The 12,337-nt window shown below is 32.9% G+C and carries 19 protein-coding genes; 2 read left to right on the top strand and 17 right to left on the bottom strand.

Features of this window, described 5'->3' with window-relative positions; translation table 11 throughout:
• Window positions 1-34 precede the first annotated feature (34 nt).
• A complete protein-coding gene (locus J4403_00945; protein MBS3166759.1) occupies window positions 35-499 on the top strand; it encodes a hypothetical protein in 465 nt (154 codons plus the stop codon).
• A gap of 69 nt (window positions 500-568) precedes the next feature.
• A complete protein-coding gene (gene amrB / locus J4403_00940) occupies window positions 569-1,396 on the top strand; it encodes an AmmeMemoRadiSam system protein B (protein ID MBS3166758.1) in 828 nt (275 codons plus the stop codon).
• Between the two features lie 49 nt (window positions 1,397-1,445).
• On the opposite strand, the gene J4403_00935 is transcribed toward amrB, so the two are convergent.
• From J4403_00935 to J4403_00855, 17 genes are all read right to left on the bottom strand, one after another.
• Window positions 1,446-2,198 carry a hypothetical protein gene (locus tag J4403_00935; protein MBS3166757.1) on the bottom strand — a complete coding sequence of 251 codons (753 nt, stop codon included), beginning with the start codon at window positions 2,196-2,198 and terminating at the stop codon, window positions 1,446-1,448.
• Window positions 2,199-2,259: 61 nt separating this feature from the next.
• Entirely contained in the window at window positions 2,260-3,111 is an 852-nt protein-coding gene (locus tag J4403_00930; protein MBS3166756.1) for a hypothetical protein, read from the bottom strand.
• Window positions 3,112-3,567: 456 nt separating this feature from the next.
• Window positions 3,568-4,143 carry a hypothetical protein gene (locus J4403_00925; GenBank protein ID MBS3166755.1) on the bottom strand — a complete coding sequence of 192 codons (576 nt, stop codon included), beginning with the start codon at window positions 4,141-4,143 and terminating at the stop codon, window positions 3,568-3,570.
• A 33-nt stretch (window positions 4,144-4,176) separates the two neighbouring features.
• On the bottom strand, window positions 4,177-4,485 hold the full coding sequence (locus J4403_00920) for a hypothetical protein (protein MBS3166754.1): 309 nt from the start codon (window positions 4,483-4,485) through the stop codon (window positions 4,177-4,179).
• A 278-nt stretch (window positions 4,486-4,763) separates the two neighbouring features.
• Window positions 4,764-5,261: a hypothetical protein gene (locus tag J4403_00915; GenBank protein ID MBS3166753.1), complete on the bottom strand. Its 498-nt coding sequence runs from the start codon at window positions 5,259-5,261 to the stop codon at window positions 4,764-4,766.
• Window positions 5,262-5,481: 220 nt separating this feature from the next.
• A complete protein-coding gene (locus J4403_00910) occupies window positions 5,482-5,829 on the bottom strand; it encodes a hypothetical protein (GenBank protein ID MBS3166752.1) in 348 nt (115 codons plus the stop codon).
• An 18-nt stretch (window positions 5,830-5,847) separates the two neighbouring features.
• A complete protein-coding gene (locus J4403_00905; GenBank protein MBS3166751.1) occupies window positions 5,848-6,264 on the bottom strand; it encodes a hypothetical protein in 417 nt (138 codons plus the stop codon).
• Between the two features lie 348 nt (window positions 6,265-6,612).
• A complete protein-coding gene (locus J4403_00900) occupies window positions 6,613-6,996 on the bottom strand; it encodes a hypothetical protein (protein MBS3166750.1) in 384 nt (127 codons plus the stop codon).
• Between the two features lie 35 nt (window positions 6,997-7,031).
• Entirely contained in the window at window positions 7,032-7,199 is a 168-nt protein-coding gene (locus J4403_00895; GenBank protein MBS3166749.1) for a hypothetical protein, read from the bottom strand.
• Window positions 7,200-7,234: 35 nt separating this feature from the next.
• Window positions 7,235-7,528: a hypothetical protein gene (locus J4403_00890; GenBank protein ID MBS3166748.1), complete on the bottom strand. Its 294-nt coding sequence runs from the start codon at window positions 7,526-7,528 to the stop codon at window positions 7,235-7,237.
• A gap of 183 nt (window positions 7,529-7,711) precedes the next feature.
• Window positions 7,712-8,095, bottom strand: a complete 384-nt coding sequence (locus tag J4403_00885; protein ID MBS3166747.1) for a hypothetical protein — start codon at window positions 8,093-8,095, stop codon at window positions 7,712-7,714.
• 122 nt (window positions 8,096-8,217) lie between these two features.
• The gene (locus J4403_00880) at window positions 8,218-8,661 is read right to left on the bottom strand and encodes a hypothetical protein (GenBank protein ID MBS3166746.1); all 444 of its coding nucleotides are present in this window, start codon (window positions 8,659-8,661) and stop codon (window positions 8,218-8,220) included.
• 117 nt (window positions 8,662-8,778) lie between these two features.
• Window positions 8,779-9,327, bottom strand: coding sequence for a hypothetical protein (locus J4403_00875; GenBank protein ID MBS3166745.1), 549 nt, complete (start codon window positions 9,325-9,327; stop codon window positions 8,779-8,781).
• A gap of 275 nt (window positions 9,328-9,602) precedes the next feature.
• A complete protein-coding gene (locus J4403_00870) occupies window positions 9,603-10,184 on the bottom strand; it encodes a hypothetical protein (GenBank protein MBS3166744.1) in 582 nt (193 codons plus the stop codon).
• Window positions 10,185-10,328: 144 nt separating this feature from the next.
• Window positions 10,329-10,757 (bottom strand): hypothetical protein, encoded by a 429-nt coding sequence (locus J4403_00865; GenBank protein MBS3166743.1) that lies wholly within the window; start codon window positions 10,755-10,757, stop codon window positions 10,329-10,331.
• A gap of 10 nt (window positions 10,758-10,767) precedes the next feature.
• Window positions 10,768-11,424 (bottom strand): hypothetical protein, encoded by a 657-nt coding sequence (locus J4403_00860; protein MBS3166742.1) that lies wholly within the window; start codon window positions 11,422-11,424, stop codon window positions 10,768-10,770.
• 224 nt (window positions 11,425-11,648) lie between these two features.
• Window positions 11,649-12,314, bottom strand: coding sequence for a hypothetical protein (locus J4403_00855; protein ID MBS3166741.1), 666 nt, complete (start codon window positions 12,312-12,314; stop codon window positions 11,649-11,651).
• Between the last annotated feature and the right edge of the window lie 23 nt (window positions 12,315-12,337).

The following is a 12,337-nucleotide window of genomic DNA, read 5'->3' as shown; positions in this document are numbered from 1 at the left end:
AACATATTTAATATTAAAAAATTGAGGTGATAAAATGAATAAAAAAGGTCAAGCAGCCATGGAGTTTTTAATGACTTATGGTTGGGCAATTTTAGTTGTTCTTATTGCTATAGGTTTGTTAGCTTACTTTATCAAACCGCAAAGCTTGTTACCTGAGCAGTGTATTTTAAATGCACCGCTTTCAGTTGAAGGTGGAATTTCAGGTTGTAAAGCAGACACAACAGGTGTAACATTAATGATAAGAAATGGTGGCGATAGAAAAGTTACTGTGAATGCAATCAGTTTCAAAGATTCAAATGGTGATATTTACAGTTCATGTACACAAACTTTCTCAGCAGACAACCAAATAAGTACTAGTGGAACACAAACTTTCGCAATTCCATGTACAGGTTTAACATCTGGAGATAACTTTAAAGCAGATATAGCAGTAAGTTATGATCCACAAGGTGCACTTGGAAATCAAACAACTGGTGGAAGTATAATCAAGAAGGTTGTTTAAACCTTCCTTTTTCTTAATTTTTATTTTTATTCGAAACTTATTTATATTTTGGTGTATTTATCTTAAATTATGACAAGAAAGCCCTTTGTTTCAGGTCAATTTTATCCTTCTAATCCAGATGTATTAAAACAATTTCTAAGTGAAACTTTAGAGTTTACAAGCATGCATAAAGATAATTCCTTAGTAAAAGGGTTAATTTCTCCACATGCAGGTTATTTATATTCAGGTAAATGCTCTGCTTTAGGATATAAAGAACTAATAAATAAAAAAATAGATTTGTTTATTATACTTGGAACAAATCATCAAGGTAGAGGAACTTCTATCTGTTTAGAAGATTATGAAACTCCATTAGGAATATTAAAAACCGCTAAACTATCCTTACACTTATCTAAAACAATTAAAATTTCTTTACACGAAAATGAACACTCAATTGAAGTACAACTTCCTTTTATTAAATATCTCTTTCCTAATGCCAAAATTATTCCCATTATTATAGGTGAAGATTGGTTAGAAACCTCTAAAAAAATAATCCCATTCATAAAAGAAAACTCTCTCAAACCTTGTATAATCATGAGCAGTGATTTTACACATTATGGTTTAAACTATGATTATACTCCTTTTTCACAAATAAGAAATCCTAATTTATTACAAAAAAATATAAAATCCTTAGATGAAGAATCGATAAGTTACATCAAAAAATTAGACTCACATGGTTTTGTTGAGAATTGTGATAAAAAAGAAAAAACTATTTGTGGTAAATATGCAATTGCTTGCGGTTTAGAAATTTTAAATGAATTAAATGTTAAAAAAGTAAGAATAATAAATTATTCTACTTCAGCAGAGATTACAAAGGATACAGAGAGTTCAGTTAGTTATTGTTCAATTATATTTGAATAAAAAGAATAAATAAAAAAAGAAAAAATCAAGCTTATGCCTGACTTGCTTTTTATTGAGTTTGCATTTGCTCCTTTTGTTCAACTTTTACTTGTTTCCGTTCTTGTATTTGAGCTTTGGTTGCATTTATTTCATCTTTGTTTTTTTGAATCTGCTCTTTTAACCCAGTTTTAGTTTCATTTCTTTCTTGAAGTTTTTCTTTAATTTGTTTTTTAACTTCTAACTTCTTTTCCATTCTCTCTTGTGCTTTTGCTTCTATTTTTGCAAAAACTTCTTCAAGATGTGTGATTTGCTCTGGAGTCATTTTATCTTTTTGTCTTTCAAGAATTCTTGTTTTTATTTCAGAAACCTTAGCAGTTTGCTCTTGAGTTTTATTTCTTATTCTTTCAATAGCTTCAACATTTTTAGCATCTTCAGTTTCTAATTTTTCAATTAATTTGTCTGCCTTTGCTTGTGCTTTTTCTTGTCGTGCTAATGCTTTTTCTAATTTTATGGGGTCATTTAATTTAGAAATCTTATTCACTTGAGCCATCTTTTCATTAGCTATTCTTAATGCTAATTCTGCTCTTTTTTCTTTATTTCTTATAAGTGCAAGTTTTAAGTTTTGTCCAAGATTATAAAAAAAACCTAATGATTCATCTGCTTGTGCATCCAATGCAACCTCATCCACACTTTCTGTTAAACTCTCATTCTCCGAAACAGCGATTACTTTTTCAGTATTATCAGTTACAACTCCCTCTTCTGCAATTGCAAAAGAACATACGAGTAATAGGGTTATAACAAAACCAAATAATATCTTTTTCATTTTAATCCTCCCTTAGATTATAGTACATTTATTACACTAAAATTTATAAACTTTTTCTTAATTATCTTCTCCAACTATCAATATCTGCCTTAGAAATAAGTCTTTCTCCAGTCATTTTTACGCATCTAGTATTTTCATCATACTTATATCTTCTTTCTACAAACGCAACAGGATAAACTTTGTTATAACTTTTTATTTTATGAAATATTTTGTCTGGTTCTGCTTTTGGTCTTATTTCTAAAAAAACTTCTCTTTCAATTCCATTTTCTCCAAACAATGCAACTCTTCCTGTGCCTAATCTACTAAAACACATCCTTCTTCCAGAACCATCCAATACCATCATTGCAACATCATAATCTTTTTGTGGCCTTACAGTTTTAGAAGAAATTATAACTGGTAAACCTAAACCAATACTGGTTAATAAAGCAGTAGTTATTCTTGTAGATTCTTTTGAATCTTTTTTTGCTTCACCCAATGCTTTTGTGTATAAATCATGATCTATATTTTTTACACCAAATTTAGCGCACACACTCGCTTTCACATTGTAATCAAAGTGTAAAATTGTATCAAACATTAAATTATCATTTACAAAAACTCTTGCCCTATCACAATCTCTTCTTAAATTTGCAAGTATGATATCTGGATAAGTAAAATGTTCTAAATGAACATTATCTGTTATAGTTAAATTATGGCAATAATCATTAAGTTGTTCATGGTTCATATTCAAAACTAAAATTGCTCCAGTAGTTAATGGTGATTCTTGGTCTACAGGAATAGGAAAATATGCTCTTCTTGTTTGTTTATTTAAAGCTTGAATTACTTTAAAATCTTGCCCAAGAATATATACCTGATTATAAAATAAAATATCCTTTTTCTTTTCAAGACTTGTATTCTGCTGGGAAGGTGTTGTCATTTTAGTCCTCTAAATATAAAACCCCCTACAGAAAACAAGAGTTTTGAAAAAACATTATATATAAATTAGTCTATTTACTTTTTTACTAACTCAACCTGTTTTTACAACCCTCTTTATTGTAAAATTTCAGTGATTTTCTATTTATATACTTTTGTTTTTACCAAAATTTCCAATAAAATATTAACTATTGTTTATTTTTAACTTAATAAAAAATTAAACAAAGTTTACAAAAAGTAAACTATTGTTAATATTTAAGATAAAAAAACGGCCAAGTAGGATTTGGCCTTAATGATATTCAGTTGTAATCTGGAATAGATTCATATCATTGAAATCATCTCCCTTAGAAGAATTTTAAATACCTACTATCTCAAACTGGAAATAATTTCCAGATTTTTTTCAAAAGAAAAAAGTGGGGCTCAAATCAATTAAGAAATAAGCCCCACTTTTAGGAATGGATTAAGAACCTTCTTCTTTCGAAGTAAGTTCCATGTTAATGATAACACTTTTTACAGCAATGGGCTGATCAGAAATATGGATAATCTGACCATCTTCTATATAATGCTGATGGTAAATTCCTTTTGTATCCCACCAGAATAAATATTCATCTGAAGATCCATAAGTACCATCATCCTGAAGAACTTCAGCAGTATATCTTGTTTCACCGCCGATATTCACCGGAAAAGGATCTCCAGGAATGCACCCTCCACCTTCAGAAACTGTATAGGGGCTTAGTCTTTTTCCTGAACTTGTGACTTTGCCCTTCACAGTACTATAGATCAGGACCTGGCCACTGTAGGCTGAAATGATATAGAGATGCTGAACTGCACCGGGTTTATTTTCATCAAGTAGCCTTCTGCCAACATTTTTTTGCTCGCGTGTAAGATTGTTTACATCTGTAGGAACTTTTACATTGGCTTTACTTACTCCAGATGCCGACTTTGGAGGTGCGGTTGTCATTCCACACCCCGTATTAGTCATAGTCATTGGAACAAGAATCAAGAGAATCAGAAAAGAGAATATACCTTTTTTCATAATTTTGTACCTCCTTATAATTTTTGGGGTATCTTACTCTTCTGAATTCTTTTTGGTAAGTTCCATGTTGATGACTATGCTCTTTACTGCCAGAGATTGATTAGAAATATGAACCATTTGCCCACCAGTAATATAATGCTGATGGTAAACTCCTTTTGTATCCCACCAAAAAAGATAAGGAATTGAACGCCCATAAGTACCATCGTCCTGAAGAACTTCAGTAGTGTACCTTGTTTCACCGCCGATATTCACCGGAAAAGGATCTCCAGGAATGTACTCCCCACCTTCAGTAATTGTATAAGGGCTTAGTCTTTTTCCTGAACTTGTGACTTTGCCATTCACAGTACTGTAGATCAGGACCTGGCCACTGTAAGCTGAAATGACATAAAGGTGTTTGATTGAACCTGGCTTGTTGTCTTCTATCAACCTTCGGGCAACGTTTTTTTGTTCTATGGTATAACCGTCAGCATCCACAGGAACTCGGACATTGACTTTCTTTACACCGGAAGCAGCCTTAGGTTCTGAAAAAACACGGGTATAAATTCCGCTTACAATGAAAAGAAGTATAATCACAAGGAATATAACAAAAAACTTCTTCAATAAACTCACCCCCTTTTTAATTATTCTATTTTATACTCTTTGTATTTTCTTCTCACTGGCTCAGTGGCCCCTTCAGGAAGCATACCTGCATTAGCAAAGCGCCAGTTGAACTTGGCCATCTGTGCATTGTATTCTGCTACAAGACCATTGTAACCTGCAATTATTCCTGCAACCTCGGATTTCCATACATTGCACTGTTCGCGATCTTCGCGCGACCACTTGTTTCTCGGAAGATTTTTATAATCTTCTTCCATCATCGAAATGCGTTTTTCATATACTTGGATATCTGCTTTCTGCTTATCCAGCGTAGCAGATGCATTTTTAAACCATTCATACTTTTCCAGAAGCGCCCTGGCCCCGAACTCCTCTTTGGCCACCTTTCCGGTTTCACTAAACCAGGAAATAGCATAGCCAATGATGCCGATGATAATTCCCATGATCAGAAAAAGAAAAAACACTCTCATGATAATAGAGAAAGGACCCTTCTCAGCAGAGATTTCATAATCATTCCATGACATAAAAAATTCCTCCTTTACTTTTTGGATTTTAAGAAATCAATTAAAAACTATTTTGTTAAAATATCTCCCTCCTTTCTTTAAACTTTATTTTTTTTACGAATTTTATCCACATCTTTAATTGCTCTTTCCATCACTTCCTTTTCTTCGGGAATTTCTGCCTTTTCAATATCTCTTTCCAGCAGTAGAGTAATATAAACTAGCATAGATTACTCCCCCCGATTTAATTAAAATCAATCATATCAAGACTGTTGAGATTCATCAGCTCAACAGAAAGATCTACGAATTTGGCCATGTAGTAATAGATATAATCATCTAGTTTCTCTACAGCCTGTTTATAATTTAGACCTTTAATCATAACTACCGTATTTTCTTGCTCCAAAAAGAAAAATGAGTTTACGCTTTCTGAAGCGTCTTTATCTTGATAATAACACTCGAGCATCTCTCTCGCCCCAAAGAAGATTTTTTCAGGAGAAACATTTCCCTTAGAAATAATATGCAACGAACCATTCTTCATTTTTTTTAATACATTCAAAAGAAAAAAGAAATCCATATTAAAAAGATTATTCATTTTGTTTTCCTCCTGTATTTATGGTCTTCTAAAAAAATATTCCTTAAATACGTCTCCTGGAAAATTTTCTAGTGTTGATACTGGAACAAATGTATCTACTCTTATCTTAAGTTCAGGTTCAACTGTAGAATCATCACATATGCCTATACAGAAAAATTTCCTAACTTCAGGAAAAGGAGAAACATATTTTAAAGAAAAATAATCTATAATCAGAACATCACCCTCAAGATTCCCTTCCCTTTCAAACATTTTTCCAAGTGCCCAGGGCGAAAGAAATACTTTTTTAGTATCATTCCATCCATGAATAACATCTTCAATTATTCTGAAAACATTTAAGGGTTGCTTCCAGATTTTTTTCAGGGTTTTTTTGACAATCGAAATAATAATTCTTAAGAAATTAATAGCTGAAATAGAAATATAAATGGTCTCTTTCATTTTAATTAGCTCCTTAAATTTTATTTCCCCCCCACAAAAAGAAATCAATATTCTCTCTTTTTAGAATGTCTTTTTATTCTTTTCAAATCAAAATATTATTTCTTTACTACAAGAAATACTTTCTACAAAAATATTTTTTGTAAAGAAGAAAAAGAGAACCAGACCAAACTAAAAACAAATTGAATCTGGTTCTCTTTTCCAGTCAGACAGTGTATTCAATTATAAAAATATTTTTTCGGAGAATCTCTACTTCTGATGTTCCCCATAAACATACCTCCTTTTTATTTAGAAAATAATGGGGCGATAATAATCGCGGGTCAGGTAAAACCTCCTCCTTTCTTTTTTAGTTTATCTACCACATCCATGCAATTCATATTCTTCTAAAGCTGCCCTGATATAACTGCTTAATTTAATCTCTTCAGTTACTGATTTAGGAGATATATTTCTCTTTCTAAACTTAACCATTCCATTTCTGAAATAGTGTTCTATCTCTTCATACCTCCTTTGTTCGAGAAGAAATAATTCAATATCTTGAGAATTATCAGGTAGTATTTCTGTAGCTTTAATTATTGTAAGCATACTTTCATACGCCTTATGTTTCTCTAGATAAAGATAAATTCTTCTCAAAGCTTTGAGCCTGACTAAAGGAATAAATTCACCTTTTGTATCAACAAGCAGATTAATCAAAGAAACAACTTCAAAAGAACTTAAGGGTGGCAAAGCTTTTTTCAAGGTAAACCTCCTTTTTTACCCCTCCCAAGATTTACTTAGCACTCTTTCTCAGCCTTTTCCTGATCTGCGATACATTTCTTTTTATAGTCTTCATCACATTCAAGACAGCTGTTGGCTCCAGACAAAACACAGACAGAAGATTCAACAGCGTCTTCTATTTCACTGCCGCAAAAACCCATATCAATAAGATGGAGCATACTCATTTTTTTCACACTCCTTTTACATTTTTACGACATAATTAATTTAAGCTGTTGATATTAGATAAAGCTTCTTCGTCTTCTTTTATCAATTCAGGAAGAGTTATTACACTTAACCCACAATTAAGAAGGCGATTTACCCTCATAGAATCAAAAGGGTTCACCTCATTTACCTCAAAGGAAGGTTCAATCTTTTTTACTCCTGGCTCTATTTCTAATCCCACATCCACCGGATCTTCTCCCTCTCTGAGTGCAAGCAAATTCAAAGCCTTCTTTAAAGCCCTATCTTTTTTAGCAGTTTTTATTTCATCAAAAATATCTTTTGTCTTTCTCACAGGAATTCTCCTTTTACTATTTTTTAGATGTTATTCCTATTTCGAAAATTTAAAATATCACCTCCTAAAATTTGTTAAATTATTTTTCCTCCTTTTTATAAAATTTGAAAAGAACTTCTGAAAAAAAAGAAACAGAAAGTTGGACTCAAATCAAAATGAAATGAACACAACCCTTTTTCAAACCTACTTAGTATTTTCTAAATACCAACTTCGAATCAGTTTCAAACCAATTGACTTAAGGTATATAGAAGTAAGCTTATTTACCTCTTCAATAGTATACATTCCGTTATTATCTCCACAGAAATCAGCGAAGTTGACATAGACTTCGCTGGAAAAAAGAATGTTCAAGGCATTCATAGTATCTTGTCTAGATACTTTGGTTTTAACCTCAAGAAGAGTTTCATCTCCTTTCCTAGTTACTTTTCCGTCCTTGACACATCCAGCAAAGCTATAAAGAATATGGCGTGCAGCCAAGTTCTTCAGATTTATTTCTGCAGCCATATTTTCTCCGCCCTGTGCAGGAAGATCTTTCAGAGTTTTCAGATAGGCAAACCCGATCTCCTGCATCTGATTCATCTTAGGTACAGGTTTACCTCTGTCCACACCAAATGACTGCACCACTGTTGAAAACGAAAAAAGAACGACCACCATTAGAATAACAAAAATTCTCTTCATAAGAATTTCCTCCCTTATATTTGTGTTCCTGTGATTTTCTCTAGAACTATATATCCTGGACGAGTATCGCCCCAATAATCAGAATTTTTATCTCCTGGCTGTTTCCCTTTTATATCAGAGTGATCCTCATCCTTTGGATAAAAACATCCATCACCCTGAATCTGATAATAAAATTTGCCAATCATCTTAATTCTATTACCCTGCAAAATTTCTACTCGGTATTTCTCACCAGGGATTTTTTTGATAAAAACAACATCACCCTTAGTGGGGATATAGAATTCAACAACTTTATATCCTTCTTCGAACCCAATAATCCGTTCAGAATTATCAACTATTTTTGAAAAGTTGATTGACCCAAGCCAGAATAAGGAAATTACCCCCCCCATAATCAAGCAAGCCATAAGCACGATAATAACTCCTTCTTTTAACATACCAAAAAAGAATTTTATTTTTTCCATAAAAGACCTCCTTAAACTAATTTATTCCTCAAATTCTAAAAAAATCAAAAGTTCAAAAAGAAAGGCAGAGCCATTAGAAAAGATTTAGTTCTGCCTTTAATAAATAACTGTTTCCAGTTAAAGTTTCTGCCTCTTTTCCATTAGGAAAGTTATCCAGTGCGTTAAAATGTATTTCTTCTTCAGAAGTATAAACCCCCCAGAAAATGAGCGTAAGATATATCTATAATTTCTGCCTAATGAGCGTAAGATATATCTATAATTTCTGCCTAAATTCCAGAAGAAATCCTCAAGGTTAATTCGAATTTTCTTGCTAACTAATTGCAAATCATCTAAAATCCAATCTGCTAAATCTTCTATTATAAAAATTATTGGCATCGAGAAAAAGAAAAATCCTGGATAAAACAAACACAGCAATCCTTTAACTGCTTCTTTTATTTGAGTATTGAACAAAAGACGTAACACTAAAAAATTTATTGAAATCCACGCTACAATCTTTATTATCCAAACGGATATATAACCTAATTTCCCTATTATTGTTTCTGACCCTCTAAATAGGAAATTATATGGAACCTCTTTTCCTACGCCTAAGTCTCCCCCACTGTTTGTTCCACTAGATCCTCTATGTCCCCCGCTTCTATAAATTAAAGTGTAATAAGCCATACTCATATAAATTACCTCCTTTAAAAAATTTTTTTCCTAACCTTTCTTATTTATCTTCCCTTCAAGAAAAACTACTACCAATATTATTATAAAAAGTGACATCCCCCCTATTATTAATTGTTCGATCAGACTAATTATCTTATCCATAGATTAAACACCTCCAGAGTTTTCACAATTTTAATCTATCTTCAACTGGAAATAATTTCCAGATTTTTTTCAAAAGAAAAAAGAGTTCTCAAAACTTTTACATCTTGAGAACTCTCTTAAAATTTCTGAAAACTTTACTGACTTATTGCTTCTTCCATTGCCTTGGGCAAGAAGGCATAAGAGTTAAAAAAGGACTTGGCCTGTTCATAGATTGGATTGAAATTAAGATCCTGGCCACAGTAGGTTGAAGTTTTGGCAGGATGGTTCCACCCATCTTCTATCCATTTGGTCATGGGAAGAGTGAACAGACCATAGATATCTCCAAGAAAAACTTTATCAGGTGTAACATCCTGGCCCGGTCTTGTTCTATTAATACCATATTCACATCTTCCCGCTTTTCGGATTTCTCGGATTACAAACTCAAGTTTTCTTCCTTGCTTTTTATTCAGCAGCGGCCCAACCTGATTTATTAAATCCTGCAGCGGTGAAGTAATCTGGAACAGCTCAAGCAAACCAACGAATGGTTCAGGCTTTCTTGAATAAAGACCCTTCAGATCATTGGCTGCTTGCATCATCGCGACCTTCAGCTTTTTGGTTGCTTTCATTCTGAGACGGTAGGTATACAAGTTTCTCGCAGCCGGCCGAATAATTGCCGCAAAGATCATCATGCATCCGAAAAGACTCAGGAAAATATAACCCATAATATTTAGAATCATAAAAGATATACCTCCAAAGATTTTTAATTGGAAATTATCAAATTAAATAGCTTTCTAAGCTAAGTAAGAAATTACACCTCCAAAAACAAAATTAAAGAAGAAAGAGTTGCTTCATCCTTTTAGAATCCGCAACCATCTTCAAGATTACTCCAAAAGACCCCTCATTTCACCAGAAAATATAAACTTATTTATATTTCCAGTAATTAAGTAATCGTAAGAATCTTTATCCTCCTTTGCTTTATTAGACGGGTCATAATGAACATGTATTACTAAAGGATCTCTCTTTTTAAGTCTCTCATGAAACGTTTTCAAAGTCATAATCTCATCTGTTGAAGGATGTTCTATCATCATCTGTCCTCTTGTAAACGAACTATCTGTGATGAAAATTCTTTTCTTAACATCCCCTTTCAACCTCATTCCAGCCCACATTAATGCTTTGTTTATGTCCTTATGGATTGAAATTAAGACTGACGAAGAGAATCTTTCGAAATATTCTTTTATACCTTCAGCAAGACCTCTTCTAGGACAAAGACTAAGCCATGAAAGACAAAGTAATTTTCCTGCCTGCTGCATATTACCCCCCTTATTTTAGAATTTCTCTCTGAAGAAGATCAATTAGTTCCTGGCTTTCCTTTCGGATTTTTTCAAGGTCATCTATTGGGTTGTCCTGCAATTTCAACTGTTCATCTATGGATTTTTGGAAGGCATCATACTTCTGCATTTCGTTTTTCAATTCTTCAAGTTTTTTCATATTATTTATCATTTCAATAGTCTGGATGCAGACTTCTTCAACCTGTTTAAATTCAGCTTCAGAAATTTCTTCTTGCTCATTTGTTGAAGGGGAATAATATATAAATTGATTACCCATTTTTTTAACTGCGAATACCCCTTCCAAATATAAAGATGTGTCCCCCCCCCAATTACCAGAAAAAATGTGTCTTCTTACCTCTTCGATTTTAATTGTTGTGCTGTTTGGAATATAAATAATTGTGCCTGTTGCAGAACGATCTTCGTCAGAAGCTATATATGTGTAAGGAGTTTCAGTTGTAATATCTATTTGAGTTATGGTTTTTATAATCTGTGGTGAATTTAAAGGGGTAACCTCAACAGCGACATAACTCCCTATAGATGTCATTACTCTCTCTGTTTCCCATTCCAGAACAACATCTGCCCTTGCCTGCGATACAACTATCGTAGAAAAGAGCGAGAAAATGACTGCAAATACAAATAACTTTTTCATAATAAATTCCTCCTTAAAATAATTTATTCCTCAAATTCCAAAAAAATCAAAAGTTCAAAAAAGGAGGCAGAGCCATTAGAAAAGATTTGGCTCTGCCTTTTCCATAATATCAACTAATTCACAGGCTATTAAAAAACTTATCAGAGAAATGAAAATAAAACAATAGAAAAGCCAGGCCCAATTTGCCTTAATGAGCATAGTAAATTTGAGCCTGGCCAAGAATTCTACTTTCTTTCTGTAGTTGGGTTGAGTAAAAGCAATTCTGTTAATTCCTTGCCGAGTCTATCAATATCAGAATATTCGCCTGGAATTATCTCAGGATTTTCATCCTCCTTGGACTTAATAGCCCCAATCAACCTAATCAACTTTTTATTAAGTGTTTCAATTTCTTCCTTGGAGGCAGTGAGCTTTCCCTCAACATCAAACCCGCACAATTCCTTGTCATCACGTTCAATTAGGAAAATATCAAAAGGCTCGCCAATCTTGCTTTCATAGGGATCATTTCTATAAGGAAAATGATTAGTAATCCTTATGAATACGGTGGTGTCATTGCCTAATCTGACAACTATTGTTTCAGTAACTATAGCATATTCTTCTATGCTGAGTTGTGTGAGATAGACATTTCCTTCAAAACAGATGTTTCTGTCAAATGAGGTGAAATCTTTTGCAATCTTCCTCTCAAAGACATCCCCCCTCTTTAATTTGATAGTGTTAGTTTCTTCTGTTATATCATTTTGGGCAAACTTTGCTATTACTTCTCTGCAAAGTTTGTGTTTAGCACTCTCCCATTGGTATGTTTCAGTTGTTGCCTCTTCAGCAGATGCATTTTGGACTAGACCAATAATAAATAAAGTCATGAAGATTCCTAAAATGGATATTATCTTTTTCATAATAAATTACCTCCTCGCGGAAT

This window comes from Candidatus Woesearchaeota archaeon (assembly GCA_018302225.1).
Taxonomy (GTDB): Archaea; Nanobdellota; Nanobdellia; order SCGC-AAA011-G17; family JAGVZY01; genus JAGVZY01.
This window is presented reverse-complemented; position numbering and strand designations above follow the sequence as displayed.

Bases quoted from the DNA above. Each gene is read 5' to 3' on its own strand.
- J4403_00885 (MBS3166747.1), bottom strand. From the start codon at position 8,095: ATGCAGGAGATCGGGTTTGCCTATCTGAAAACTCTGAAAGATCTTCCT.
- J4403_00925 (MBS3166755.1), bottom strand. From the start codon at position 4,143: ATGAAAAAAGGTATATTCTCTTTTCTGATTCTCTTGATTCTTGTTCCA.
- J4403_00855 (MBS3166741.1), bottom strand. From the start codon at position 12,314: ATGAAAAAGATAATATCCATTTTAGGAATCTTCATGACTTTATTTATT.
- J4403_00930 (MBS3166756.1), bottom strand. From the start codon at position 3,111: ATGACAACACCTTCCCAGCAGAATACAAGTCTTGAAAAGAAAAAGGAT.
- J4403_00905 (MBS3166751.1), bottom strand. From the start codon at position 6,264: ATGAAAGAGACCATTTATATTTCTATTTCAGCTATTAATTTCTTAAGA.
- J4403_00860 (MBS3166742.1), bottom strand. From the start codon at position 11,424: ATGAAAAAGTTATTTGTATTTGCAGTCATTTTCTCGCTCTTTTCTACG.
- J4403_00895 (MBS3166749.1), bottom strand. From the start codon at position 7,199: ATGAGTATGCTCCATCTTATTGATATGGGTTTTTGCGGCAGTGAAATA.
- J4403_00945 (MBS3166759.1), top strand. From the start codon at position 35: ATGAATAAAAAAGGTCAAGCAGCCATGGAGTTTTTAATGACTTATGGT.
- J4403_00875 (MBS3166745.1), bottom strand. From the start codon at position 9,327: ATGAGTATGGCTTATTACACTTTAATTTATAGAAGCGGGGGACATAGA.
- J4403_00915 (MBS3166753.1), bottom strand. From the start codon at position 5,261: ATGTCATGGAATGATTATGAAATCTCTGCTGAGAAGGGTCCTTTCTCT.
- J4403_00935 (MBS3166757.1), bottom strand. From the start codon at position 2,198: ATGAAAAAGATATTATTTGGTTTTGTTATAACCCTATTACTCGTATGT.
- J4403_00870 (MBS3166744.1), bottom strand. From the start codon at position 10,184: ATGATTCTAAATATTATGGGTTATATTTTCCTGAGTCTTTTCGGATGC.
- J4403_00910 (MBS3166752.1), bottom strand. From the start codon at position 5,829: ATGAATAATCTTTTTAATATGGATTTCTTTTTTCTTTTGAATGTATTA.
- J4403_00865 (MBS3166743.1), bottom strand. From the start codon at position 10,757: ATGCAGCAGGCAGGAAAATTACTTTGTCTTTCATGGCTTAGTCTTTGT.
- amrB (MBS3166758.1), top strand. From the start codon at position 569: ATGACAAGAAAGCCCTTTGTTTCAGGTCAATTTTATCCTTCTAATCCA.
- J4403_00880 (MBS3166746.1), bottom strand. From the start codon at position 8,661: ATGGAAAAAATAAAATTCTTTTTTGGTATGTTAAAAGAAGGAGTTATT.